The following is a 24740-nucleotide window of genomic DNA, read 5'->3' as shown; positions in this document are numbered from 1 at the left end:
CCAGCCTGGTCGGAGTCGCCACAACACTCGAATGTTTCACGCACCGCTGTAAGGTCGGCGATGTGATCCGGTTCCTGGCGGGCGCGGAAGACCTCGTGCACAGCCGCTTCGCGCTGTCACCGATTTTCGAGCTGAACAACCTGATCCAGGACCTCGGCCGCCCCCGCCTGCAGCGCCGCCTCCCAGCCGCGTGGTTCGCCCGCCTGCAGCCGCGATTCGAAGCCCTCCGCGCCGAGACGGCCATCGACGGCCTCCTCGCCCTGTCGACCCCTCACCACGGCCCCAACTTCATCGCCCCACCCCCGACTCGCGGCCTGACCCAGACCATCGACGACGACTTGGCCGCCGTCCGCGCCGCCGATCCCGCCGCCGCCCGCGCCGAGATCGACTACTGCCTGAGCCTGCGTCCCACTGTCGGTGCCCGTGTCCGAGGCATGCTGACCGGCAGCGACGTCCTGGACCGCCTCGCCGACACGCAGGAGCGGGCGTGGCATGAGCTGCTCGCCCCCGACTGGCTGCAGGTGCGGATGATCTGCGAACGCGACGTGGTCCACCGAGCTGGCGAACTCGGCCGACACGGCTGGGCCGCCGCCCTCGCCGGCATTCATCCGTCGGTCCGCTGGCGCGACGGCGCGATCGAGATCCTGCGCCTGGAGGATCACCAGGTAGCGCTCAGCGGCGCCGGGCTACTCCTGGTGCCGACCGCCTTCGTATGGCCGCGCATCGCCGCCCACGTGGAAGACCCGTGGCCGCGCACTTTGATCTACCCGGCCCGCGGCATCGGCGCCCTGCTCGAGCCGCCCGCCCGCCGAGCGCCGCCGCAGGCCCTGACCCGCTTGCTGGGCCGCTCCCGAGCCCGCCTGCTGATCGCCCTCGCCGACCCGGCGAGCACCAGCCAATTGGCCCAAGCCCTGAGCATGACGGTCAGCGCGGTCGGCAACCACCTCGCGGTCCTGCGCGAGGCCGGCCTGCTGGACCGGGCCCGAGCCGGCCGCTCGGTCATCTACCGCCGCACACCGCTTGGCGACGCGCTCGTCTCAGACTGATGAGAAGGTCGCCCGCCAGCGCACCGTCAGCGGATCGTCCGGGGTTTCGATCTCCTCGACGGCCTCGGCGCGCAAGCCGTCGCGGGCGAAGGCGTCGACCTCCTCGCGGGTCAGCGGCCACGGCGGCCCGTCGTCGGACGGCTCCTTCGCTGCGGCGGCCAGCACCAGCAGCGTGCCTCCGGGCGCGACAAACCCCGCGACGCTCGCCGTCGCCCTCTCGCGCAGGTCTCGCGGGAGGGCCTGCACGTTGTTGCTCTCCACGACGAGGTCGAAGCCGTGCCGCCACTCCCCCGGCGGCGCGAGCAGGTCGGCGACCCGATAGTCGACGGGCGAGTCCGGGTGGCGCGAACGGGCCGTACGGATCGCCGTCTCGGAGATGTCGAACGCCGTCGTCGCGTAGCCCAGGGCGGCGACATACTCCGAATCCCGCCCGAGGCCGCACCCGACCACGAGCGCCCGCCGGCCCTCGCCGCGGGGCAGGCCCGCCGACAGCAGGTTGGCGCTCGGCTCCGCCCGGTCCCACGGCACATCCGCCCGGCCATCGCCGGCCTCGACGTAGAGCTTCTCGAACCAGCCCGTCGCATCGCCCTGCGCCAGCGACGCGGCCGCCAGCCTGCGGGTGTCGGCGCGGCCGGGCTCGTCGACGACCAGGTCGTGCCGCTGGGCCCGGGTGACTCCCCAGTCGTGCATGGCCTGCAGGACCGGCGCGAGGGTGCGCCCCTCCTCGGTCAGGTCGAACTCCACCTCGTGGCCGGGCAGCTCCCGGCGCTGGACGAGGCCCTCGACCTCGAGCTCGCGCAGCAGCTGGACCAGGCTCATCTCGCCCACGTCGGGCATCCGCCGCCGCAGGTCCGCGTCACGCCGCACCCCGTGGTGCAGGTGCGCCAGGACCACGACCCGGCTCTTCCCGCCGATCAGGTCGGCGGTCACCTCGACCGCGCTGTGGTACCGCTTCTGCACGGAGAACCCCCGTCCTCGCCGAAAATCCGAGCGCCTCTGCCCGACCGTACGCGATGGGGGTCGTGAATTTGCCCGGCGCGACCCGAGAGCGCGCCGGGCAGAACTCAGATCAACTGCGTGCGGTCGCGACGAACGACGCCGACGCGATCGCGTGCTGCCCGATCACGTAGCCGGCGACCGCGCCACGTGTGTCGGAGGTGAGCTCGAGGCTCGGCACGTCCAGGGCGACCACCGTGAACGTGTACCGGTGGGTGATGTCGCCGGCCGGCGGGCACGGGCCCGTGTAGCCGACCGTGCCGCCGTCGTTGGTGCCGTTGACGCCGGGCAGGACGACGCCGGTCGGCAGCGACGTCGTCGTGGCCGGCACGTCCCACGCCGTCCAGTGCCAGAAGCCGCTGCCGGTGGGGGCGTCGGCGTCGAAGACCGTGACGGCGTAGCTCTTGGTCGCGGCGGGCGCGCCACGCCAGGCGAGCGCGGGTGATACGCCGGCGTCCTCACAGCCCCAGAACCGGTCCGGGATGGGCTTGCCGGCCCGGACGTCGCTGCTGGTCAGGTGGAAATGTTTGATGCCGGTCGGCAGGCCGCTGCGGACCTTGTGGTAGCCGAAGTGCGGGAACCCCGTGGCGGCGGACGCGCCGACCGCGCCGCCGAGGATCAGGAGCACGACGGATGCCACCACGGCGAAGCGGCGGGATATGCGATGCATGATCAACCTCCTTCGATGCGCTGAACGCTGATGATTCTGCGATCTACGACCGCCCGTGTCGACCCGGCTTCGGTCCGTACCGAAGCGTCGAAGGGACATGATCGGGGCATGGACAACGCCGAGTCGCTCGCCGGATGGGCCGCGCTGCTGGCCGACCGCACCCGGGCCGCCTTTTGCCTCGCGCTGCTGGACGGCCGCGCCTGGACCGTCGGCGAGCTGGCCAAACACGCCGGAGTGGCGATCTCGACGGCCTCCGAGCACGCCGACCGGCTCGTCGCCGGTGGCCTGCTCGCGCAGCGCAAGCAGGGCCGGCATCGCTATCTGCAGCTGGCCGGGCCGGAGGTGGCCGCGCTGATCGAGACGGTCGCGGCGGCGGGCGCGCCGGGGCCGCCTCGGCCGGTCGTGTCACTGTCGGCGGCGCATCGCAGGCGGAACCTCGCCTTCGCCCGCACGTGCTATGACCACCTGGCCGGGTTTGTCGGGGTCGCGCTGGCCGACGGGCTGATCGCCAACGGTCTTGTCAGCCGGTCGCACGGTTTGGCGGTGACACCACGGGGTGTCACGTGGCTCGGATTTAACGCGATTTCATGGGACAAATCTGGCAAGCGGCCCGTATTGCGGGAGTGCCTCGACTGGACCGAGCGCCGATCACACCTGGCGGGGTCGGTGGGGGCGGCCATCTGCGCGCACGCCTTCGACGCCGGGTGGATCGTGCGGATCGGCAGCGGGCGGGCGGTGAAGGTGACCGATGTCGGCGCCCGCGCCCTGGAGGATCAACTGGGCGTGGTCATCGGCCCGGGGCGGGACTCACCCGGCGCAGCTCCCGCAGCGCCTGCCGTCGCGCGTCGCCGGTGAGGGTGTCGATGTACAGCGTGCCATCGAGGTGGTCGGTCTCGTGCTGGAGGGCGCGCGCGAGGAAACCCGTGCCCTGGATCACGAGCGGTTCGCCGTACGCGTCGAAGCCTCTTGCCGTCACCGACATGGACCTCTTCGTCGGATATGCCAGGCCCGGCAGGGAAAGGCAGCCTTCCTCGTCGTCCTGTTCGCCCTCGAAGTCGGACAGCACCGGGTTGACCAGGTGGCCCACCTGGCCGGCCACGTTGTAGGAGAAAACCCGCAGGCTCACGCCGATCTGCGGCGCGGCGACCCCGGCCCGGCCCGGCACGCGGACGGTGTCCTCGAGGTCGGCGACAAGCTCACGCAGCTGTGCGTCGAAGGCGGTGACCGGGTCGGCCTCGGTGCGCAGAACCGGGTCGCCGAAGATCCGGATGGGCCTGACTGTCATGCGCCCATGTTGTCACGCGAACAGTGCCAGCTGATCAGCGGACAGCACCTCGCGCAGCTTGGTGAGGGAACGGCGGGTCTGGCTCTTGACCACGCTCGCCGGGATCTCGAGGACGTCGGCGACCTGCTCGACGCTGTAGTCCTCGAAGTACCGCAGGATCACGATGGCGCGGTCGCGGGCGGGCAGGCGGCCCAGCGCGTCGAGCATGGTCAGGCGCAGCTCGGGGCTCTCGCGGTAGGCCGGCTCGTGCAGCACCCCCGGTGTCGACTCCGTCGACGAGCGGCGACGACGATGGTCCAGGTAGGCGCGCAGGAGGATCTTCTGGGCGTACGCGTAGAGGTTGTCGGCCTGCACGGCCCGGCGCCAGCTCAGGAACAGCTTGGTCAGCGCGGTCTGGGTGAGGTCCTGGGCCAGATGCCAGTCGTGGCACAGCATGAACGCGGTGGTGCGCAGGCGCTCGGCATGGGCGTTCGCGAACTCCGCGAACTCGTCGTCCTCCGTCATGTCAGCCGAACACCGCGGGGTCGGGGAACTCACTCGCGCCGACCGTCACCAGCCTGGGGTCCATGGTCACGCCCCAGCGCGGGTCGGCGGCGACCCGGACGGCCTCGTCGGCGGTGAGGGCGGGCGGCGCCGGCGGCATCCGCGGGTCGTCCAGGCAGGTGGGCACCTCGACCTGAACGACCGTGCCGTCCGGCCAGGCCGCGTCCACCACCATACTTTCCAGGCAATTGTCCGGCATGTGCCTGATTGTCACGCTGGCGGTGACACCGCGGGGCGGCTCCGCGCCTTTCTCCGGAGCGTTCTTGTCGACCTCGACCCGCACCAGGCCCGGGCCGTCGCCGCCGTCCAGGTACAACTGCACCTGGAGATCATCCTCGGGCGCCACCGCGAAGTGGCTCGTCCGTCCGGGCGGTAAAAGTTGCGTCAGAAGATGAAGCATCGCCGCTGAGGTCGCTTTCTCCCGCGTCTGGCCGGCACGCTCGGTGCCGCTGCGGAGGGAAAACGTACGCGCTTCGATGCTCGTCATGGGGGCGGGCGGCAGGGGTGGCACGGTTTGGGGAGAAGATCCACCGGCCGCCTCGAGGGGTTCACTTCGACGGCCGGCTACGCCGCCGTCACCCACAAGCACGATGAGGGTCAAGGCTGCGACAACCGCCAGCAATCCTGTGGTTAATGTCCGGATTCTTCGCGTACGGCGGATTCGCCGCCCATCGCGGATCGCGGCGTCGACGATGTCCCCCAGCGGCGGCGGCCGCTCGGCGCTCAGGTCGGCTCGCAGCAACGCCCGCAGATCTTCCGTCACCAGCGACCCTCTTCCCGCACCCTCTTACCGCAAAGACGGGCTGAACGTGCCATCAGGTGACAGCGGTCCGCGCCCGGATTTTGTCGTACCCCCGTGGCAGGGTCACCCCATGCCGAAGACGCAGTACTACACCGCCACCACGATCGACGGGTTCATCGCCGACGAGGCCAATTCACTCGACTGGCTGTTCGAGGTCGGTTCCGACCGCGCGGACGAGACCGGTTCCAACCCGTTCGGGGAGTTCTTCGCGGACGTGGGGGCGTTCGCCATGGGCGCCACAACCTACCAGTGGGTTCTCGGCCACGAGAATTTGCTGGACAATCCGGGCAAATGGCAGGAGTCCTATGGCGACGTGCCGGCCTGGGTGTTCACCCACCGGTCGCTGCCGCCCATCCCCGGAGCATCGCTCCACTTCGTGCAGGGCGACGTGCGCCCCGTCCACGAGGCGATGACCGCGGCCGCCGGCGGCAAGAACGTCTGGGTGGTCGGGGGCGGCGAGCTGGCGGGCCTGTTCGCCGACGCGGGCCTGCTCGACGAGCTGATCCTGGGCGTCGCTCCCGTGACGCTGGGGTCCGGTGCACCGCTCCTGCCGCGGCGGCTGAGCTCCAAACGGCTCGCGCTGTCGGAGGTCGTGCGGAGGGGCGAGTTCGCGTACCTGACATATGCGCTCAGGGCAGGCGCCTGACGGCAGCGCGGCCCCGATCGCCCTCGCTCAGGCCGGCAGACGCCTGACCGCAGCCCAGCCCCGATCGCCCTCGATCAAGCCGGGAGGCGCCTGACCGCAGCCCAGCCCCGATCGCCCTTGCTCAGCCCGGCAGACGCCTGACCGCAGCGCAGGCCCGATCGCCCTCGATCAAGCCGGGAGGCGCCGGACCGACTTGCGACGGGGATCGACCTCGACCACGTCGGGAAAGCGGAGGGAGGCCCAGAAAGCGCCCGGACTCGGTCGAAGGCCGACCCTGGCGGCCAGCCAGAGCGTCGGGGCGAGCCCGTGCGTGCCGACGACGAGCGTGACGCCTGAGGCGGCCGCGCGCCCGGCGTGCCGGGCAACCGCAGCGTCGAAGCGACCGACGACCTCGTCACGCGCCTCCCAGCCGTCGCGGCTCGCGGTGTCGCCTTCGATGTAGGCGCGGGCTGCGGCGCGGTAGGTGACGTCGTCGGTCCAGGCTCGGGGGCGGCGGACCTCGGCGAAGCCGGCATCGGTCGCGATGGGCGCGTGCGGGGCGATCTCGCGCAGCGTCTCGACGGCCTTGGGCTCGGTGCTCGCTACGTAGTGGCCGGCGCGCGGCTCGGCGATCAGGCGGGCCAGGGCGCGGGCGGCGGCGCGGCCCTCGGGGCCGAGGTGCCACTGCTCGGGCGGGGTGTCCGGGTCGGTCTCCGGCATGGCGTGCCGCACGAGGAGCAGCCGCGCGCCGACGCCGAAGGTCATGGCGCGACGGTAGCCGGACGCCACACGCGGAGGGTCGACGGCCGAGCGGGGATGCGCGGCGCGTGCCGCGCGGGGATGGCCAGGCGAGACGCCGTGGGTGCCGCGCGCTCGTGCCACGCCGGGATGGCCGGACGAGACGCCGTGAGTGCCGCGCGCTCGTGCCACGCCGGGATGGCCGGACGAGACGTCGCGCCTGCCGCGTGCTCGTGCCCGCGGGGAAAGGGCCAAGCGAGACGCCGCGAGTGCCGCGCGCTGGTCTGCGCGGGGACGGGCGGTCGGGCGGCCGCGGGGAACCGGTGTGGGGCGCGCGGGGGCCGCGTCCGCCGCGGGTCGTCGTTGCTCGCGGGGAACGGGGGTGGCTGCTAGGGGTGGCCTTGCTAAGGGCTTGGCTTTGCTAGGGCTCGGCGGTGAGCTTGGGGTCGCTCGGCTACTCAGCGTAGCTGCGAAGGGCTCGTGCCGGGTGGCGGCGCTGCCTGCCTGGCGTGGACGGCGGGACCCGGGTGGGTCAGGCCGCGAGGGCGTGGCGGGCGGGGCCCCGGTGCGGCTCGATCATGGTGCCGTCGGGGAGGATCTCGCCGGTGTCCTCGAAGACGATCACGCCGTTGCAGAGCAGGCTCCAGCCCTGCTCGGGGAAGGCCGCCAGAATGCGGGCCGCCTCACGGTCGATGGCGTCTGCGCTGGGACACTGCGTTTGGTGCTGGCACATCGTGTGGTCTCCGGTCGGGGGGCTGTGTGTGACGATTCACAACGACGGTGACGGACGTTACCTCAATCCGAACGACGACGGACGAACGCGGTAACGGCGCTCCATTGCCAGAATCCTCGGTTCTTATGGTCCACGGAAGCGTGCTTGTCGACCACTTCCCGACACCTCGGCAAGGGCCGTCGCCGGGCTCTCCGGCGTCCTGCCAGGGCCGTCACGGTGCGTGAACACGAATCATTTCCATTTTCTGTGACGGCGCCTACCCCCGAAGACTGCCGCGACGGGCGAGCCACCCGACGGACTGCCGGTGCGAAACATTGGCCGAACGGCCACCCAGGTTCACCCGATCGGCGATGGCAGGTCCGGCGAAATACCACTCTGCGTATGCGGAGTTGTCGCTTCCGTAATGATCAGCTTTGCCTACCCTCAGTTCCCGAACGACATCGCGAATGCCTACATATACCCGTAATTTGGCACGACGCGATATACAGCGAGTGCACAGGAACAACAAAGGGCGCGGATCCGAAGATCCGCGCCCTTAAGCGAAACCTCAGTCTTCGAACGCCTCCGGTGAGGGGCACGAACAGACGAGGTTCCGGTCGCCGTAGGCGCCGTCGATGCGCCGGACCGGCGGCCAATACTTGGCCGTGCGGTCGACCCCGGCCGGGTACGCGGCGAGCGACCGTGAGTACGGGTGGTCCCATTCGTCGGCGGTGACCGACGAGGCCGTGTGCGGGGCGTTGGACAGCGGGCTGTCCGCGACCGGCCACACGCCGGCGGCCACCTGGTCGATCTCCGCCTTGATGGCGATCATCGCCTCGACGAAGCGGTCGAGCTCGGCGAGGTCCTCGCTCTCGGTCGGCTCGACCATCAGCGTGCCGGCCACCGGGAACGACATGGTCGGCGCGTGGAAGCCGTAGTCGATCAGGCGCTTGGCCACGTCGTCGACCGAGACGCCGGTCGCCTTGGTGATGGGCCGCAGGTCGAGGATGCACTCGTGGGCGACCAGGCCGTTGTTGCCGGCGTACAGCACCGGGTAGTGCTCGCGCAGCCGCGACGCCACGTAGTTGGCCGCCAGCACCGCCGCGCCGGTCGCCGCGGCGAGGCCGTCGGGGCCCATCATCCGCAGGTAGGCCCACGAGATCGGCAGGATCCCGGCCGAGCCGTGCGGGGCCGCCGACACCGCGTGGTGCTCGCCGGGCAGCAGCGGGTTCCCCGGCAGGAACGCCGACAGGTGCGCGCGCACCGCCACCGGGCCGACGCCGGGACCGCCGCCGCCGTGCGGGATGCAGAAGGTCTTGTGCAGGTTCAGGTGGGACACGTCGGCGCCGAACTTGCCGGGCCGGGAGTATCCGACCAGCGCGTTGAGGTTCGCGCCGTCGACGTAGACCTGGCCGCCGGCCTCGTGCACCTGGGCGCACAGGTCGGCGATCGACGTCTCGTAGACGCCGTGGGTCGACGGGTAGGTCACCATGATCGCGGCGAGCGAAGCGGCGTGCGTTTCGATTTTAAGAGAAAGGTCCGACATGTCCACGTTGCCGAGGTCGTCGCAGGCCACGACCACCACCCGCATGCCGGCCATGACCGCGCTGGCCGCATTGGTGCCGTGCGCGCTGGACGGGATCAGGCACACGTCGCGGTGCGCCTCGCCGCGGGAGCGGTGGTAGCCGCGGATGGCGAGCAGGCCGGCCAGCTCACCCTGCGAGCCGGCGTTGGGCTGCACGCTGACCGCGTCGTACCCGGTGATCTCCGCCAGCCAGGTCTCGAGCTGGCTGACCAGGTGCTCGTAGCCGACCGTCTGCGACGCCGGGGCGTACGGGTGGATGTCGGCGAAAGCGGGCCAGGTCACCGCTTCCATCTCGGTGGTGGCATTGAGCTTCATCGTGCACGAGCCGAGCGGGATCATGCCCCGGTCGAGCGCGTAGTCGCGGTCGGAGAGCTTGCGCAGGTAGCGCAGCATGCTCGTCTCGGAGTGGTGGGTGTTGAACACCGGGTGGGTCAGGTAGGTGCTGGTCCGGCCCAGCGGCACGGCGCCGCACGCGGCCGGGGCCGACACCGGCACTCCGAAGGCCGACAGCACGCCCGCGATGTGCGAAGGGGTCGTCGTCTCGTCGCAGGAGATCGACACCCGGTCCGAGGAGACCAGCCGCAGGTCGATCCCCGAAGCCGCGGCGGCCTCCACGATCTCAAAAGCTCGCCCGGGGACGACGGCCGTCACCGTGTCGAAGAAGGCGTCGTGAGCGACCTCGACGCCACCGGCGGCAAGGCTGCCGGCCAGGGTCAAAGCATGATCGTGTACGCGTTTGGCGATCCGCCGAAGCCCGTCCGGCCCGTGGTACACGGCGTACATGCTGGCCATCACGGCGAGCAGCACCTGAGCCGTACAGATGTTGCTGGTCGCCTTCTCCCGCCGGATGTGCTGCTCGCGGGTCTGCAGGGCCAGCCGGTACGCGGGAGCGCCGTCCGCGTCCTTGGACACACCCACGAGTCTTCCGGGAAGCGACCGCTCCAGCCCGGCCCGCACCGCGAGGTAGCCGGCGTGCGGCCCGCCGAAGCCGAGCGGCACCCCGAAGCGCTGCGTGGTCCCGGCCGCGATGTCGGCCCCGATCTCCCCCGGCGCCCGCAGCAGCGTCAGCGCCAGCAGGTCGGCCGCCACCGTGACCAGCGCACCGACGGAGTGGGCGGCGGAGATCAACGCCGAGTGGTCCCGAACCGCGCCGGAAACACCCGGGTACTGCAAGTGAAGTCCGAAATATTCCGCCGGCAACGGCGAGTCGCCGTCCAGGTCCACCAGCTCGAGCGTGATCCCGAGCGGCTCGGCCCGAGTGCGCAGCACGGCCAGCGTCTGCGGAAGCGTGTCGGCGTCCACGACGTACACGGAAGACTTGGATTTTGAAGCTCGTCGCGCCAAAGTCATCGCCTCGGCGACCGCGGTGCCCTCGTCGAGCATCGAGGCGTTGGCCGTGGTCAGCCCGGTGAGGTCGGTGACCATGGTCTGGAAGTTGAGCAGCGCCTCGAGCCGGCCCTGGCTGATCTCCGGCTGGTACGGCGTGTAGGCCGTGTACCAGGCCGGGTTCTCCAGCACGTTCCGCTTGATCACCGCGGGGGTGAAGGTGCCGTGGTAGCCGAGCCCGATCATCGGGGTCGCCACCGTGTTCTTCGCCGCGATCGACCGCAGCTCGGCGATCGTCTCCTCCTCGGAGGCGGCCGGGGGCAGGTCGAGCTCGCCGTGCCACCGGATCACCTCCGGGATGGCGGCGTCCATCAGCGCGTCCAGCGACGGATAGCCGATGGTCTTGAGCATGTGGGTCTGCTCGTCGGGGTCCGGGCCGATGTGCCGGGCTGCGAACGTCATGACGGCGGCTCCTAGCGAAGCGGGAGGTCGACAATGCGGCCTCCCCCTCTGTCATACCCACACGGGTACTTCAGAGTCGCTTGCCCACGCGGTCCGTTTGCCTGAGAGGTTCCGGGGAGGATTTGCCCCTTCGGCGCCACCAAGGCTTTAAGAAAAGCCCGTGAACTCTCCCGCGTGGCTGCCGACCAAGCTACCAGTGATCACGTTTCAACCGCGTATCCCTAGGGTGTGCATGTGACCTACACCCCCGCGGACACCCGCTACGACTCCATGACTTACCGGCGGACCGGCCGCAGCGGCCTCAAACTGCCGGCGGTCTCGCTCGGCCTGTGGCACAACTTCGGCGACGGCCGCCCGCTCGACCGGCAGCGCGACATCGTCCGCCGCGCCTTCGACCTGGGCGTCACGCACTTCGACCTCGCCAACAACTACGGTCCCCCGCCGGGCAGCGCGGAGAGCAACTTCGGCCGGCTGTTGAAAAGCGACCTCAAGCCTTACCGCGACGAGATCATCATCTCGACCAAGGCCGGCTACCACATGTGGGAAGGCCCCTACGGCGAGTGGGGCAGCCGGAAATACCTGGTCAGCTCCCTCGACCAGTCGCTGAAGCGGCTCGGCCTCGACTACGTCGACATCTTCTACCACCACCGGCCCGACCCGGACACCCCGCTCGAGGAGACCGCCTCCGCGCTGGACGCCGTGGTCCGCGCCGGCAAGGCGCTGTACGCCGGCATCAGCAACTACAACGCGGAGCAGACCGCCCGCATCGCCGCGATCCTGCGCGAGCTGGGCACGCCGCTGCTGATCCACCAGCCGTCGTACTCGATCCTGAACCGCTGGATCGAGCGCGACAACCTGCTCGACACCCTGGAGGAGGCCGGCGCCGGCTGCATCGCCTACAGCCCGCTGCAGCAGGGCCTGCTCACCGACCGCTACCTGGGCGGGGTGCCGGACGACTCGCGGGTGCGCACCAGCGTCTTCCTCAACGAGAGCGACCTCGACAACAAGACGATGGCCCGCATCCACTCGCTCAACGACATCGCCAAGCGCCGCGGCCAGTCCCTGGCGCAGATGGCCCTGGCGTGGGCGCTGCGCGACGAGCGGATGACCAGCCTCATCATCGGCGCGAGCAGCGTCGAGCAGCTGGAGAACAACATCGCCGCCACCAGGAACCTCGTGCTCACCGCCGAGGAGCTGGGCGAGATCGACGCGACGGTGCTCGATCTCTGACCTCGTGCCGGACCACACGATCCTCGGCGTCGTGGTCGGATCCCGCGCCTACGGCCTCGACGGCCCGGGCTCCGACCACGACCGCCGGGGCGTGTTCGCCGCGCCCACCCGCCTGTTCTGGAGCCTCTCGAAGCCGCCCACCCACCTCGACGGCCCGCTTCCCGAGCAGTTCTCGTGGGAGATCGAGCGGTTCTGCGTGCTCGCGCTGCAGGCCAACCCGACGGTCCTGGAAGTGCTGTGGTCCCCGCTGATCGAGCGGATCACCCCCGACGGCGAGGAGTTGCGCGGGTTGCGCCAGGCGTTCCTGTCACGCCGGGTGGCGACGACCTATGGCGCGTACGCCCGGGACCAGCTCGCCCGGGTCGACACGCGCCGCGACCGCACCGGCGAGACCAACCACAAGCAGGCCATGCACATGATCCGCTTGCTGATGGCCGGCTCGCACGTGCTGCGCACCGGCGAGATCCTGCTCGACGTGAGCGACCATCGCGAGCGCCTGCTGGCGGTCAAGCGCGGCGAGGTCCCGTGGCCCGAGGTCACCGCCTGGTCCGAGGATCTCCAGCGCGACCTGGCCGCGGCCGCGGCGGAAACCCGGCTGCGCGAGCTTCCCGACACCGCCAAAATAGATCAACTGCTTCATCGCGTACGGGAAAGGGGGTTGGAATGACCATCGACGTGTCGGAGTGGGCCGCGGAGATCGCCCATTCCCTGGCCTATCCCCTGGTCTTCGCCACGGTCAGCGGCGCGCACCTCTACGGGTTCGCGTCGGTCGACTCCGACCTCGACCTGCGGGCGAGCCACCTGCTGCCGGCCGCCGAAGTGCTCGGGCTGGTCAACGGCCCCCAGACCGTGCAGTCCGGCGGTGTGCGCGACGGCGTCGAGCTCGACGTGGTGAGCCACGACCTGGCCAAGTTCGCGCGCCTGCTGAACAGCCGCAACGGGTACGTGCTGGAGCAGCTGCTCTCGCCGCTCGTCGTGGTCAGCTCGCCGACGCACGCCGCGCTGGTCGACCTCGCGCCCGGGCTGGTCACGAGCGGGCACGCCCACCACTACCTGGGGTTCGCGGCCGGCCAGGAACGGCTCTACACGCAGAACGGCGAGCTGAAGCCGGCGCTGTACACGCTGCGGGTGCTGCTCACCGGCATCCACCTGATGCGCACCGGCGAGGTGGTCGCCGACCTGCGCGTGCTCGGCGACGAGCTGCCTTACGTCCGCGATCTGATCGCGGCCAAGCGGTCGGCGGAGCACGCACCGCTGCCCGATGGGGTGGCCGAGTTGCTCGATCGGGAGGTGCCGCGGCTGCGCGCCGAGCTGGAGGAGGCCCGGGACGCGTCGCCGCTGCCCGCGTCACCCTCGCCCGACGCCGTCGCGGCCCTGCACGACCTGGTCGTCACCTCGCGTCTGGCCACGGTCTGATGACGCTGCGGGCGGCACGGGCCGACGATTTCGAGGCGGTTCTGGAGCTTGCGGTCGCCTTCTACGCCGAGGACGGCTTCGCCACGCCGCGCTCGCGTCTGGCGAAGCACCTCAGGCATCTGCTGGTCAGCGACGCCGCGCATGCCGCCGTGGTCGAGGAGGACGGCGAGATCGTCGCGTTCGGGATCTCGACGTCCTCCTACGGCCTGGAGAACGGGCTGATCGCCGAGCTGGAGGATCTCTACGTCGTGCCGGCGGCCCGGCGGCGCGGGCTGGCCGGCGACCTGATCGAGGACGCCGCCCGGTGGGCCACCGGGATCGGGGCCGCGCAGCTGGAGATCGTCATCGCGCCGAACGGGGCGGACGTTTCGCATCTGTTCGAGATCTACCGTGGGCGCGGCTTCATCGACGAGGGGCGGCGGCTGATCACGCGCGAACTGCCCTCGGGGTAGCGTCGCGCACCGTCTCGCGGACGATGTCGCCGGCCGGCCGCACCTCGTGGATCAACCCGACGCTCTGCCCGGCGAACGGAACATACTCGTGGCCGCCGCCTCCGAGCACCTCGCGCACGAGGACCGGGGCCAGCTCCGCGGCCCGGTCGGCGAGCTCGGCGGGGCGGCCCGACCACTCGTCCAGGAACGGGGTGCGTAGCACCCGGCCGAGCGCCGGATAGTGCGGCCGGTTGTACGGCGGCAGCAGCACTTCGAGCTCCTCGGCCTGGACGGCGTCGCCCGCGTCGGCCTCGACGATCATCCGCTTCCACGCGGGACTGATCCGCATCTCGGGCGTCGCGAGGAAACGCGTGCCCATGGCGACCCCCTGCGCGCCGAGGGCCAGCGCGGCGGCGAGGCCGCGCCCGTCGGCGATGCCACCGGCGGCGGCCACCGGGATGTCGCCGGCCACGTCCACCACCTGCGGCACCAGGACCATCGTGCCGATGAAGCCGCTGTGGCCGCCCGCCTCGCCGCCCTGCGCCACGATGACGTCGACCCGCCGGCGGACCGCCTGGCGGGCCTGCTCGACGTCCATGACCTGCTGGATCCAGCGGATCCCGGCGTCGTGCGCGCGGGCCACCAGGTCGCCGGGATCGCCGAGGTGGAACGAGATCGCCGCCGGGCGCGCGGCCAGGGTGGCCGCGAACGCGCTCTCGTCGAACGGGCGGGTGACGTGGTTGATCGCGAAGGGGCGGTCGGTCAGCTCGCGCAGGCGGGCCCATTGCCGCTGGAGGTCGGGCACCGGCCGCACCGCCGTGCCGAGGCTGCCCAGCCCGCCGGCGGCGCAGATCGCCGCGGCCAGCTCGACCGAATCCCAGGGTCCGAAGGGTGCCCCGATGATGGGCGCCTCGATGCCGAGAACGTCGCAGAGTGTGGTGTGCATGGCCCACAGGGTGGGCGCGCGGGCTCGCAGGCACATCGGGCGAACACCCCATCAGCCCAGCAGGCCGTGCTGCATCGCGAAGAGCGCGGCGGCGGCGCGGGTCGACACCCCCATCTTGGCGTAGCTGCTCTCCAGATGCCGGTTCACCGTCTTGGCCGAGATGCCCAGCCGGTCGGCGACGCCCTGCTTGGTCTGGCCGCGGCAGGCCAGCCGCAGCACGTCGACCTCCCGGTCGGTGAGCCCGGCGGGCCATCGCGGGGGCGGCGGCACGGGCTCGCCGGCGGCGGCGAGCACGGCGTCGGCGCACTGCCGGTCGAACCGGCCGGCGCGGGCCTCGGCGAGAAGGGTGCCGGTCGCGTACGCGTCCGCCGTCGCCACCACCTGCTGGGTCAGGGTCAGCTCGCCGGCGCCGACCCCGCGGTAGTAGCCGGAGCCGTCGAGCCGCTCGTGGTGCGCGCCCGCCGGTGCGGCCAGCGGCCGGAGGCCCGGGGAGCGGGACAGGATCCGCTCCGAGAGGTACGGGTGCAGCCGTACCTGCTCCCACTCCGGCAGCGACAGGCGGCCCTGGCCGGCCCACACCGCGGTGCTGACGCCGGCCCGTCCCAGGTCGGCGACCAGCCCGGCGTGGGCCGCGGTCGGGCCGTCCAGGCCCAGGTATCCGCCGGCCCGTCCGGCCAGCCGGGACACCAAGCGGGACCGGCCGAGCTCGGCCGGCACCTTCGCGTCGGCGAAGTCGGCCAGCACCTCGAGCAGCTCACCCAGGTGCGCGGGCGCGACGCGTAGCGGGAACGGCTCGGCCGCCAGCAGCTCGTCCCACCCGGCGGCGCCGGCCCGCGCCAGCAACGGTGGCGCGGCGGCGCAGAAGGCGTCCACGACCCGAGGGTCGTACGCCCGTCCCCGTCGTTCGCGGGCCACCTCCACGGCGGCCGCCGGGCCGCCGGTACGCGACCACAGCTCGACGTCGCGGGCGACGATCGCGATCCGCGCGGGCAGCGGGATCTCCTCCCCGGCCAGGCCCGGCGGATAGCCGGCGCCGTCCCAGCGGGCGAAGCCGCCGCGGACCGCCGCCACCATCTCCGGCCCCAGCGGCAGCCGCGCCACCAGCAGCCCGGCGGCCTCGCAGTGTGCGGCCATCGCGGCGGCCTTCGCGGCCGGCGTGCCCGGCACACCGGCGGCCCGCTCCTCCTGCTCCGCGTCGCCCATCACCCACGGCGCGACCGCCGCCGCCAGCGCGATCTCGTCACCGGCGAACCGGGCCACCTCGGCCGCGTCGCTCGTGCACCCCACGTAGCGCACCAGCGCGGTGTAGCACGTGGCGGCCCGGTCGGCCGCCGGCCGGCTCAGCTCGTCGGCGATCCCGCCGGCGATGAGCGCGCACCGCAGCGCGTGCCCGAGCGGCTGCCCCATGCCCAGATCGGTGGCGAGCGACAGCGCCGCCAGCACCTCGAGCAGGCGCACCTCCCCGGGTTCGTGCGGCGGCGTCGACCGGGACATCAGAGAGTGGAGAAGCGCCTGGTCCGCTCGGACTCGCGGCATCGCCGGCACGTGTGGACCTGCGCCGTGACCATTTCGTCGTCGAGATAGAGCCACGGGCCCCACTCGTGCCGGAGCCGCGACTCGGCCGAGCCGCACCGCTCGCAGCGGCGCATCTGGTCGCACCGGCCCTCGCTGACGTAACCGAACGGGCTCCAGGTGTGGCGCGTCTGCTCCTCGCGCTTCCCGCAGGAGTCGCAGATCCTGACGATCTCGCAGCGGCTCCCGGGAAGCGACCACGCCCCGGAATGCCGTCCCACCTTGCACAGGACGCTCATGTCGGCCCCTCCTCCCCCGAGGGTAGGAGGGCGCCCCCGGACTGGCGAGGGGCGAAAGTCCCGAAACCTCCGGTTGACTTTGTCGCATGTTTTGCCTCATGGTGTTGAGACAAAGTTTGCGACACATGGGGAGGCGGCGACATGCGCGAAGCGGATCGCACGGAGGCCGGGCGGTGGCTGGCAAGCAACGGCCTGGCCGACGCCGAGCCGACCCCGCTGATCGCGGCGCGGCTCGCGGTGCGCCGGCTGGCGAAGCTGTACGGCAGTGTCCTGCTGGCCCTGTTCCTGCTCGGCGCGGCCGGCATGCACGCCTGGCGCCTGGGCAAGCCCTCCCCCTCCTGGCTGCCCCTGCTGGCGCTGACGGTGCTGGTGGCCGCGCTGCTGGCCGGGCAGTGGCAGCTCGGCTGGTGGGTGCGCCGGGCCGACCGGCGGGCCGGTGAGCAGCTGTCCCGGCGGGTCGCCCACCCGGCCGAGCTGGGCTGGCGGCAGGTGCTGGGCCGGCCGTACGCGATCTTCACCGCCGTCAGCTACGCCGCCGCGCTGCTGCTAGCCGTGAGCGTGCTGCCCTTCGCCGACCCCAGCCTGCGCAACGGCGCGATCGTGGTGCTGATCGGCCTCGCGGGCGCCGGCGCCGGCCTGGTCATGCAGCTGCGCCAGGTGCTGGCAAGCCCCGCCGTGGCCGAGGACGAGGTGTCGCTGACGGCCGACGTCGTGATGCGGGTCGAGGACGCCCGCGCCCTGGTCACCCCCAGCCTGGTCTGGTCGCTGCCGGCGATCTTCCTGTACGGCGACTCGCTCGGCTGGTGGAACGCGGTCGCGATAGCCCTCGTGGTGGCCGGCGTCATCGCCTTCTGCGTGATCCAGCTCCGCGCCGGCGCCGTCGGCACGGCCGCACGCCGAGCCATGGCCGCCCGATGATCGTCATCGACGCGGCCTCCCCCACGCCGCCGTACGAACAGCTCCGCGCCCAGCTCGCGACCCAGATCCACGACCGCGCCCTGCCCGTCGGCACCAGACTCCCGACGATCCGCCGCCTGGCCGCCGACCTCGGCCTGGCTGTGAACACCGTCGGCCGCGCCTACCGCGAGCTGGAGGAGGCCGGCCTGATCGAAACCCGCGGCCGGGCCGGCTCCTTCGTCTCGGCCGCCGGCGAGCAGGCCCTCGAACAGGCCCACCGCGCCGCCCGCGACTACGCGGCGGTCATCGCCAGCGTCGGCATCGGCCCCACCGAGGCCATCCGCATCATCGAGGCCGCCCTGGGCCAGGCCGCGACGCCATAGACTCCGAGCCCATGGATTGGCGGACGGCAGGTACGGGCCTCACCGGACTGACCCCACCCGCCGACGAGACCAAGGCCGCCGCCAACCGCATGGTGACGTGGTGGTGCGTCGCAAGGGTCGGTCGTGACCGCGCCCATCTTCTACGCCCGGCCGACGGACGTGGGCAACGCGCTTCCCGTCGCGCCCGCCCTCGCCAGCTGGGACAAGGCCGGGTCGCCCGGCCAGGTTCGTTCCGCCGCGTTCATCGGCGGGGTTCACAAGGCCGTGGACGAAATGGCACTGGCCACGCCTGACCCGCTGGCGCTGCGTCTCTCTCAGCTCGCGTTCGTTGTCGGGCCTCGTCGCGCTTGGCCGAACCTCTGGAAAGCCACGATCGACTCGCTGGGCTCGATACAGGTCCCACCGCCGGCTCAGGGGTGATTCTGGAGGTCGTCACCGTCCTCGACCGAACTCCCCACTCCACCGATCGGTTGATGGTCTCCGCCGGGTGAGTGAGCGGGCGAATCCACCCCTCACCCCGGAGATCGGGCGATCCGCGCGAGGGGCCCTGATTGCGACTCTTCTCTCCGTCAAGGGAAACGACACGGAGGCAAAGAGATGCGCAATGTTGTGTGGCTGATCGGCGGGTATGCCGCGGTCAGCGTGCTGACTCTGGTGACGGTGATTCTGTTCCGGCACGACGCGGCCATGGTCACCTCGGGGGTCTGGGTGCGCGGGACGATCGTGGCGGCGGCCTCGCTGCTCACGCTCTTCTTCGCGGTGCGGGCCCGGCGGGGCGACCGGCGGATGCTGCTGCGGCTGCGGATCGTCACCGCGATCATGCTGGTCGCGATCGTGGTGATCGTGGCGCTGCCGGGGGCGTTCCCGGTGTGGTTCCGGCTCGAACAGGCCATCTGCGGGCTGCTCCTGCTGCCGGTCGTGGTACAGGTCAACCGGCGGTCGGCGGTGCGGCGATGACCGGCGTGATCGAGGTCGAGCACCTGCACAAGAGCTACGGCGGCACGGTGGCGGTCGACGACGTCTCGTTCACGGTCGACCAGGGGGAGATCTTCGGGATCCTCGGGCGCAACGGCGCGGGCAAGACCACCACCGTCGAGTGCCTGGTCGGGCTGCGCAAGCCGGACCGGGGCACGATCCGGGTGCTGGGCCGCGACCCGCAGCGCGACCACGCCGAGCTGACCCGGCGGGTGGGCGTGCAGTTGCAGGACAGCCAGCTGCCCGAGCGGCTGCGCGTCGGCGAGGCGATGCGGCTCTACCAGTCCTTCTACCCGGATCCGGCCGACATCAAGGACCTGCTCGGGCAGCTGGGGCTCACCAACAAGGAGAAGACGCCGTACGGGAAGCTGTCCGGCGGCCAGAAGCAGCGGCTGTCGATCGCGCTCGCCCTCGTCGGTCGGCCGCGGATCGCCGTACTCGATGAATTGACCACGGGCCTGGACCCGCACGCCCGCCGTGACACCTGGGATCTGATCTCGGACGTCCGCGACAGCGGCGTCACGATCGTGCTGGTCACCCACTTCATGCCGGAGGCCGAGCGCCTCTGCGACCGGATCGCCGTGATCGACGCCGGGCGCGTGCTCGTCACCGCCAGTCCCGCCGAGCTCATCTCCGAGGCCGGCGAACCCACCCTCGAAGACGCGTTCGTCAGCCTCACCGGGAGGACCGCATGACCACGCTGACCCTGACCGAGCTCAAGCTGTTCCTGCGCGACAAGTCGGGGCCCGCGTTCGGCGTCGGACTGCCGCTGCTCCTGCTGATCATCTTCGGCAACCTGCCGTTCTACCGGGAGCATCGGGCCGACCTGGGCGGGCTCACCCTGCTCGACATCTACGTGCCGATCCTGGTGGCGTTCGTGCTGGCCATGCTCGCCCTCAACGTGCTGCCGCCGATCCTGGCCGGTTACCGCGAGCGCGGCGTGCTGCGCCGGCTGCGGACCACCCCGGTCGGGCCGGTCCGGGTCCTCGCCGCCCAGCTGATCATCATGCAGCTGACCGCCATGGTCGCGGTGACCGCGTTGCTGCTGGTCGCCCGGCTCGCCTTCGGCGTGGAGCTGCCCCGGCAACTGGCCGGATTCCTGCTCACCACGGTGCTGGCGACGCTCGCGCTGATCGCGATCGGCCTTCTCGTCACCGCCGCCGCGCCGGGCGGGCGGGCCGCCAACGCGATCGGCGCCGCCACCTTCTACCCCATGGTCTTCCTCGGCGGGCTGTTCCTGCCGATCCCGGCCATGCCCACCATGCTGCAGCACATCGCCCACGCCAGCCCGATGGGCGCCGCGGTCACCGCCATGCAGGACGCCACGAACGGGCACTGGCCGCACTGGCTCGCCCTCGTCACACTGCTCGCCTGGGCCAGCGCGGCGGCCGTGGCGGCGGCTAGATTGTTCCGCTGGGAGTAGGTGCGCGATGGAGTCTTGGCAGACGGCCTGGGAACGCCGGCAACGGCCGATGGTCACCGTGGTGCCGTACGTGTTGCTGGCCTTCCTGGCCGCCCTGACCGTCGCCTACAAGCACGACCAGCCCGGCTCGCTCGCCATCGACCTCGCGCTCTGCGCGGCGGCCGCGGTCTGGAACCTGGTCTTCTTCACCGTGCATCCGCCGTGGCGCGAGCGGCGCGGCATCATGAGCGTCTTCCTGGCCGGTCTGATCCTCTTCGGGCTGATCATGGTGATCCGCAACCCCTGGTTCGGTTTCTACTCGGTGGCGCTGTACTTCTACGCGTTCCGGATCATCGGCTGGCCGCGCGAGCTGTTCTTCATCGCCGGCACCGCCGTGGTGGCCGGCACCGCGCAGGCCACCGGCCTGGACTACCACTCGTGGTTCGGGTGGGTCCAGTGGGCCACGGTCGTCGTCGCAAACGTGGTGCCATTGTGCCTGCTCGCCTGGTTCGGCGAGATCGTGTTCCGGCACCAGGACAGCCGGGAGGCCGCGCTGCGCGAGGCCCAGGAGGCCAACGCCCGGCTGGCGGCGGCCCTCGCCGACAACGCGGCATTGCAGGAAAAGCTCGTCGAGCAGGCCCGCACGGCCGGTGTCCTCGACGAGCGGGCCCGGATGGCCCGGGAGATCCACGACACCCTCGCCCAGGGCCTCACCGGCATCGTCACCCAGCTGCAGGCCGCCGAGCACGCAGCCGACGAGCCCGCCGCCTGGCGCCGGCACCATGACGCCGCGACCGCGCTCGCCCGGGAGAGCCTCACCGAGGCGCGGCGGTCGGTGAACGAGCTGCGGCCCGAGCCCCTGGAGACCGGCCGGCTGGCCGACGCGATCACCGAGGTGGCGGCCAAATGGTCGGCCCGGCAGGGCGTCCCGGCCCAGGTCACCGTCACCGGCGAGACCCGCACGCTGCGGCCGGAGGCCGAGGTGGCGCTGCTCCGCACCGCCCAGGAGGCCCTGGCCAACGTCGCCAAGCACGCGCCGACGGCCACCCGGGTCGGCCTCACGCTCTCCTACATGGACCAGCAGACCGCTCTCGACGTCCGCGACGACGGCCCCGGCATAACCGACAACGGGCACCGTGGCTTCGGGCTCGAAGCAATGCGTCAGCGCATCGAGGCCCTCGACGGCACACTGCAGATCGAATCGGAGGCGGGAATGGGAACCGGAATTTCAGTGTGCGTGCCGCATGAGTGATCCGATCAAGCTGCTCATCGCCGACGACCACCCCGTCGTCCGCGACGGCCTGAGCGCCATGTTCGCCCGCGACCCCGAGTTCACCGTGGTCGGCGAGGCCTCCGACGGCGCCGAGGCGGTCCGGCTCGCCGAGACCCTCGCCCCCGACGTCATCCTCATGGACCTGCGGATGGCCGGCATGGACGGCGTCACCGCGATCGGCGAGCTCGCCAAGCGCGGCATCGCGTCGCGGGTGCTCGTGCTCACCACCTACGACACCGACAGCCACGTGCTGCCCGCCATCGAGGCCGGCGCCACCGGATACCTGCTCAAGGACGCGCCCCGCGACGAGCTGCTGCGCGCCGTGCGCTCCGCCGCCCGCGGCGAGGTCACCCTCTCCCCCTCGGTCGCCGCCCGCCTGATGAGCCGGCTGCGCACTCCCGCCCCGTCGACCGGCCCGCTCAGCCAGCGCGAGCTGGAGGTGCTGCGCCTGGTCGCCGCCGGGCACACCAACCGGGAGGCGGCCGCCCGGCTGTTCATCACCGAGGCCACCGTCAAGACGCACCTGCTCAACATCTACGCCAAGCTCGACGTCAACGACCGCGCCGCCGCCGTCGCCGAGGGCTACAACCGGGGCCTGCTCACTCCGTCGCGGTGAGCGCGTCCCGCAGCGACGCCCGCGACGACACCCCCAGCTTCGGGAACACCCGGTACAGGTGCGCGCCGACCGTGCGCGGCGACAGGAACAGCTTCGCCCCGATCTCCTTGTTGCTCAGGCCGCTCGCTGCCAGCTCCGCGATCTCCCGCTCCTGCGGGGTCAGCGCCGACACCCCGCCCGAGCCCGCCCCGCCCGAACCCGCCCCGCCCGAACCCGCCCCGCCCGCTTTCAGCTCGGCCCGCGCCCGCTGCGCCCACGGCAGCGCCCCCAGCCGGTCGAACTCCTCCGCGGCGAGGGCCAGGACCTGCCGGGCGGCGGCCCGCTCCTTCTGCCGGCGCAGCCACATGCCCTGCGCGAGCCGCACCCGGGCCAGCTCGAACGGGAACTCCGCGGCCGCCGGATGCGCCACCGCGCCCTCGAAGGTCGCCCCCGGCTCCTCCACCAGCGCCAGCGCCGCCTCGACGAGGAACGCCAGCCGCCCCGAGACCGCCGGCAGGCCGAGATCGCGGGCCGCCAGCGCGTGCGCGCGGGCCTGCCCGGCTCGGCCGGTGTGCACGGCCGCCTCCACCAGGTCGAAGAACGTGCGCACCGCCTGCTGCGAATACGGCGTGAACGTGCCCGGCGCGGTCAGGCCCGTCGCGTACGCGTACGCGGCCTCGTAGTCACCCGACGTCAGACCCGCCGCCAGACCGATCGCCTCGGCCAGCTCGGTCAGGAAACCCACTCGGCGCGGCCGCGCCCACCGGTCGAGCCGGTCCGCCGCCCGGCGGGCGGCGTCGAGATCGCCGCGCCACGCCGACAGCAGGCCCAGGAACCCGTAGAACTGGTGCTCGAACAGCGCGTACCCGTGCTCGATGGTCAGCTCGAGGCCGCGCCGCCCGGTCTCGGCGGCCGCGTCCCACTCCCCCGCCCCGATCTGGTCGAGCAGCACCAGCTGCAGCAGCGTCATCGCGTTGGTGACCGCGCCGCCGTGTTCCTCGCGGGCCGCCATCCGCCGAACCAGCGAACGATGCTCGGCGAGAGCGTCCACGTAGAAGGCCGCCACGCCGAGCCGCATCACGTCCCACGGCTGGCCGTCGCCGACCCGGCCGAACGCGGCGTGCACCCGCTCGGCCACTCCCCCGCCCCGCCGCGCGACGTCGCCCCAGGCATCCAGATAGATGCCCGTGAGATCGTCCGCGCCCGGCGCCAGCGCCGACTCGGTGGCCCGCCACAGCGCCGGATCGCCCGCGAAAAGGCTGCTGGCCAGCAGGAGATCGGGACGCTTCCCCTCGGCGGAGAACAACGCCGCCCGCACATCCCCGTCCCGATAGAGCGCCGCATACGTGCTCTCCCCCAGCGATGACGCCTCGTCGAGCAGCGCCGCCTGGGCCGCCACGAACGCCGCCTCTTCCAGGCGCCGCGACCGCTCCCGCGGGCTCGGGCTCAGCTCGGCCGCCCGGGTCAGCATCGCCACGGCCGCCGCCGCGCCACCTCGCCCGCTCGCCGAATGCGCCGCCTCTTCGAGAGCGGAAGCGACCTCCTCGGACGCGTCCACGGTCGCCGCCGCCAGGTGCGTCGCATATCGCTCGGCGTCCGCCTCGTACAGCGCGGCCAGGTCGAGGTGCGCGGCCCGCCGCTCGTTCGGCGTCGCCGTCTGCAGCAGCGCCGCCCGCACCAGCGGATGCCGGAACGCCGGCTCCCCGCTCTCCGGGTCCACGATCACCAGCCCGGCGGCTACCGCGCTGTCGACCCCTTCGAGGCGGTAGCGGACCCGGCCGTCGAGCGCGGCCCGCAGCAGAGCGGCCCGCTCGTCCGGGGACAGGCGGGCGATCCGCTCGCCGTACAGCCGCCGCGCCAACGGCAGGCCCGCCTGGCGAGAGGCCGTCTGCGGAAGCTCCAGCAGCGCGAGTGGGTTGCCCTGCGCCTCGTGCAGCACCTGGTCGCGTTCCGCCGCCGCCAGCCCCGGCGCCCGCGCATCGAGCAGCCTCTCGGCCGCCTCCGCGGCGAGCGGGACAACCGGCAACTCGTTCAGGGCGGCGGCGTCCCAGCCCGAGGCGATTTCCGATCGTACGGCGGCCAGCAGCCGAACCTCGTGCCCGGCCAGCCGCCGCCCGATGAACGTGAGCACCTCGGTGGACGGCGGATCGAGCCACTGCGCGTCGTCCACGATCAGCAGCAGCGGCCCGGCGCCCGCCGCCAGCGCGAGCAGGTCGAGGACCGCGATGCCGAGCGCCAGCACGGTCGGCGGTTCCGCGTCGCCCTTGCCGAAGATCGTGTCGAACGCCGCGTCGAGCCCGCCGGCGTGCGGCAGCACCGGGTAGAGCAGCTGGTGGAGTCCCGCGTACGCGAACCCCGACTCCGCCTCGACCCCGACCGCCTTGAGGACGCGCCGCTCGGTCGTGATGGAGGCCAGCAGAGCGCTCTTGCCCACACCGGCCTCGCCCCGGATCACCAGGGCGCCGCCGCCGGGCGCCGACACGAACGCGTCCAGGGCGGCCAACTCGGCGTCGCGCCCGATGATCTCTGCACTGCTCACGCGCGAAACGTAGCGAACAGCCGTGCGCCCTCGCACGGCGCGTAGACCATCC

The 24740-nt window shown here is 72.1% G+C and carries 27 protein-coding genes and 1 riboswitch; of the genes, 15 read left to right on the top strand and 12 right to left on the bottom strand.

Translation table 11 applies throughout. From position 1 onward, the window contains the following. Positions 1-62: 62 nt before the first annotated feature. Positions 63-1046: a DUF5937 family protein gene (locus ACQPZX_RS24360; RefSeq protein WP_433384750.1), complete on the top strand. Its 984-nt coding sequence runs from the start codon at positions 63-65 to the stop codon at positions 1044-1046. Here the strand turns inward: ACQPZX_RS24360 and ACQPZX_RS24355 are convergent. Together ACQPZX_RS24355 and ACQPZX_RS24350 are read right to left on the bottom strand one after the other, a co-directional pair. Next, positions 1038-2006, bottom strand: coding sequence for a winged helix-turn-helix transcriptional regulator (locus ACQPZX_RS24355; protein ID WP_433384747.1), 969 nt, complete (start codon positions 2004-2006; stop codon positions 1038-1040). The genes ACQPZX_RS24360 and ACQPZX_RS24355 overlap by 9 nt on opposite strands. 109 nt (positions 2007-2115) lie before the next feature. After that, positions 2116-2712, bottom strand: coding sequence for a YbhB/YbcL family Raf kinase inhibitor-like protein (locus ACQPZX_RS24350; RefSeq protein WP_433384744.1), 597 nt, complete (start codon positions 2710-2712; stop codon positions 2116-2118). 108 nt (positions 2713-2820) lie between these two features. Between ACQPZX_RS24350 and ACQPZX_RS24345 the strand changes: the two genes are divergently transcribed. After that, the gene (locus ACQPZX_RS24345; protein ID WP_433384741.1) at positions 2821-3567 is read left to right on the top strand and encodes an ArsR/SmtB family transcription factor; all 747 of its coding nucleotides are present in this window, start codon (positions 2821-2823) and stop codon (positions 3565-3567) included. Here ACQPZX_RS24345 and ACQPZX_RS24340 read toward each other — a convergent pair. The 3 genes from ACQPZX_RS24340 to ACQPZX_RS24330 are packed head-to-tail and all read right to left on the bottom strand — an operon-like array spanning position 3500 to position 4862. Further along, the gene (locus tag ACQPZX_RS24340; protein WP_433384738.1) at positions 3500-3997 is read right to left on the bottom strand and encodes a peptide deformylase; all 498 of its coding nucleotides are present in this window, start codon (positions 3995-3997) and stop codon (positions 3500-3502) included. The genes ACQPZX_RS24345 and ACQPZX_RS24340 overlap by 68 nt on opposite strands. Before the next feature lie 12 nt (positions 3998-4009). Next, positions 4010-4501, bottom strand: a complete 492-nt coding sequence (locus ACQPZX_RS24335) for a SigE family RNA polymerase sigma factor (protein WP_433384735.1) — start codon at positions 4499-4501, stop codon at positions 4010-4012. Position 4502: 1 nt separating this feature from the next. Beyond that, positions 4503-4862, bottom strand: coding sequence for a hypothetical protein (locus tag ACQPZX_RS24330; RefSeq protein ID WP_433384732.1), 360 nt, complete (start codon positions 4860-4862; stop codon positions 4503-4505). 550 nt (positions 4863-5412) lie between these two features. On the opposite strand from ACQPZX_RS24330, the gene ACQPZX_RS24325 reads away from it, so the two are divergent. Beyond that, positions 5413-5988, top strand: a complete 576-nt coding sequence (locus ACQPZX_RS24325; protein WP_433384729.1) for a dihydrofolate reductase family protein — start codon at positions 5413-5415, stop codon at positions 5986-5988. 168 nt (positions 5989-6156) lie between these two features. Here ACQPZX_RS24325 and ACQPZX_RS24320 read toward each other — a convergent pair whose 3' ends face one another. The 3 genes from ACQPZX_RS24320 to gcvP form a co-directional block, all read right to left on the bottom strand. Further along, positions 6157-6732, bottom strand: coding sequence for a histidine phosphatase family protein (locus ACQPZX_RS24320; protein ID WP_433384727.1), 576 nt, complete (start codon positions 6730-6732; stop codon positions 6157-6159). A 505-nt stretch (positions 6733-7237) separates the two neighbouring features. Beyond that, positions 7238-7438: a DUF5999 family protein gene (locus ACQPZX_RS24315; protein ID WP_396031196.1), complete on the bottom strand. Its 201-nt coding sequence runs from the start codon at positions 7436-7438 to the stop codon at positions 7238-7240. 547 nt (positions 7439-7985) lie between these two features. Beyond that, positions 7986-10790 (bottom strand): aminomethyl-transferring glycine dehydrogenase, encoded by a 2805-nt coding sequence (gcvP, locus tag ACQPZX_RS24310; protein ID WP_433384724.1) that lies wholly within the window; start codon positions 10788-10790, stop codon positions 7986-7988. Between the two features lie 79 nt (positions 10791-10869). Further along, a riboswitch (glycine riboswitch) is annotated at positions 10870-10973 on the bottom strand. Between the two features lie 87 nt (positions 10974-11060). Here gcvP and mgrA point away from each other — a divergent pair. From mgrA to ACQPZX_RS24290, 4 genes are read left to right on the top strand one after another with little or no spacing between them, the layout of a single operon-like run. After that, entirely contained in the window at positions 11061-12020 is a 960-nt protein-coding gene (mgrA, locus tag ACQPZX_RS24305) for an L-glyceraldehyde 3-phosphate reductase (protein ID WP_433385409.1), read from the top strand. Beyond that, positions 12013-12687, top strand: coding sequence for a nucleotidyltransferase domain-containing protein (locus ACQPZX_RS24300; protein ID WP_433385406.1), 675 nt, complete (start codon positions 12013-12015; stop codon positions 12685-12687). Before mgrA ends, ACQPZX_RS24300 begins: the two co-directional genes overlap by 8 nt. Continuing rightward, positions 12684-13436 carry a nucleotidyltransferase domain-containing protein gene (locus tag ACQPZX_RS24295; protein ID WP_433384721.1) on the top strand — a complete coding sequence of 251 codons (753 nt, stop codon included), beginning with the start codon at positions 12684-12686 and terminating at the stop codon, positions 13434-13436. The genes ACQPZX_RS24300 and ACQPZX_RS24295 overlap by 4 nt, the downstream gene beginning before the upstream one ends. Next, positions 13436-13888 carry a GNAT family N-acetyltransferase gene (locus ACQPZX_RS24290; protein WP_433384718.1) on the top strand — a complete coding sequence of 151 codons (453 nt, stop codon included), beginning with the start codon at positions 13436-13438 and terminating at the stop codon, positions 13886-13888. Before ACQPZX_RS24295 ends, ACQPZX_RS24290 begins: the two co-directional genes overlap by 1 nt. Here ACQPZX_RS24290 and ACQPZX_RS24285 read toward each other — a convergent pair. From ACQPZX_RS24285 to ACQPZX_RS24275, 3 genes are read right to left on the bottom strand one after another with little or no spacing between them, the layout of a single operon-like run. Then, positions 13863-14813: an NAD(P)H-dependent flavin oxidoreductase gene (locus tag ACQPZX_RS24285; protein ID WP_433384710.1), complete on the bottom strand. Its 951-nt coding sequence runs from the start codon at positions 14811-14813 to the stop codon at positions 13863-13865. The two genes, ACQPZX_RS24290 and ACQPZX_RS24285, sit on opposite strands and share 26 nt — an antisense overlap. 51 nt (positions 14814-14864) lie before the next feature. Next, positions 14865-16307 (bottom strand): HD domain-containing phosphohydrolase, encoded by a 1443-nt coding sequence (locus ACQPZX_RS24280; protein ID WP_433384706.1) that lies wholly within the window; start codon positions 16305-16307, stop codon positions 14865-14867. Further along, positions 16307-16624 (bottom strand): hypothetical protein, encoded by a 318-nt coding sequence (locus tag ACQPZX_RS24275; RefSeq protein ID WP_433384703.1) that lies wholly within the window; start codon positions 16622-16624, stop codon positions 16307-16309. The genes ACQPZX_RS24280 and ACQPZX_RS24275 overlap by 1 nt, the downstream gene beginning before the upstream one ends. Before the next feature lie 141 nt (positions 16625-16765). Here ACQPZX_RS24275 and ACQPZX_RS24270 point away from each other — a divergent pair, with 141 nt between their 5' ends. The 8 genes from ACQPZX_RS24270 (at position 16766) to ACQPZX_RS24235 (ending at position 22170) form a co-directional block, all read left to right on the top strand. Then, positions 16766-17542, top strand: coding sequence for a hypothetical protein (locus ACQPZX_RS24270; protein ID WP_433384700.1), 777 nt, complete (start codon positions 16766-16768; stop codon positions 17540-17542). Continuing rightward, complete coding sequence (locus tag ACQPZX_RS24265) at positions 17539-17904, top strand: GntR family transcriptional regulator (protein WP_433384697.1); 366 nt, start codon at positions 17539-17541, stop codon at positions 17902-17904. Before ACQPZX_RS24270 ends, ACQPZX_RS24265 begins: the two co-directional genes overlap by 4 nt. Positions 17905-18027: 123 nt before the next feature. Beyond that, a complete protein-coding gene (locus ACQPZX_RS24260; RefSeq protein WP_433384694.1) occupies positions 18028-18324 on the top strand; it encodes a hypothetical protein in 297 nt (98 codons plus the stop codon). Between the two features lie 177 nt (positions 18325-18501). Continuing rightward, positions 18502-18861, top strand: coding sequence for a hypothetical protein (locus ACQPZX_RS24255; RefSeq protein WP_433384691.1), 360 nt, complete (start codon positions 18502-18504; stop codon positions 18859-18861). Beyond that, a complete protein-coding gene (locus tag ACQPZX_RS24250; RefSeq protein WP_433384688.1) occupies positions 18858-19574 on the top strand; it encodes an ABC transporter ATP-binding protein in 717 nt (238 codons plus the stop codon). Before ACQPZX_RS24255 ends, ACQPZX_RS24250 begins: the two co-directional genes overlap by 4 nt. Beyond that, positions 19571-20302, top strand: coding sequence for an ABC transporter permease (locus ACQPZX_RS24245; protein ID WP_433384685.1), 732 nt, complete (start codon positions 19571-19573; stop codon positions 20300-20302). Before ACQPZX_RS24250 ends, ACQPZX_RS24245 begins: the two co-directional genes overlap by 4 nt. A gap of 7 nt (positions 20303-20309) precedes the next feature. Further along, positions 20310-21533, top strand: a complete 1224-nt coding sequence (locus ACQPZX_RS24240) for a sensor histidine kinase (RefSeq protein WP_433384682.1) — start codon at positions 20310-20312, stop codon at positions 21531-21533. After that, entirely contained in the window at positions 21526-22170 is a 645-nt protein-coding gene (locus ACQPZX_RS24235) for a response regulator (RefSeq protein ID WP_433384679.1), read from the top strand. The genes ACQPZX_RS24240 and ACQPZX_RS24235 overlap by 8 nt, the downstream gene beginning before the upstream one ends. Here the strand turns inward: ACQPZX_RS24235 and ACQPZX_RS24230 are convergent. Beyond that, entirely contained in the window at positions 22154-24688 is a 2535-nt protein-coding gene (locus tag ACQPZX_RS24230; RefSeq protein WP_433384676.1) for a LuxR C-terminal-related transcriptional regulator, read from the bottom strand. The genes ACQPZX_RS24235 and ACQPZX_RS24230 overlap by 17 nt on opposite strands. Positions 24689-24740 lie beyond the last annotated feature (52 nt).

It is taken from the genome of Actinoplanes sp. CA-142083, assembly GCF_050942195.1.
Taxonomy (GTDB): Bacteria; Actinomycetota; Actinomycetes; order Mycobacteriales; family Micromonosporaceae; genus Actinoplanes.
The sequence above is the reverse complement of the archived record's forward strand: the minus strand, read 5'-3'. Positions and strand labels throughout refer to the sequence as shown.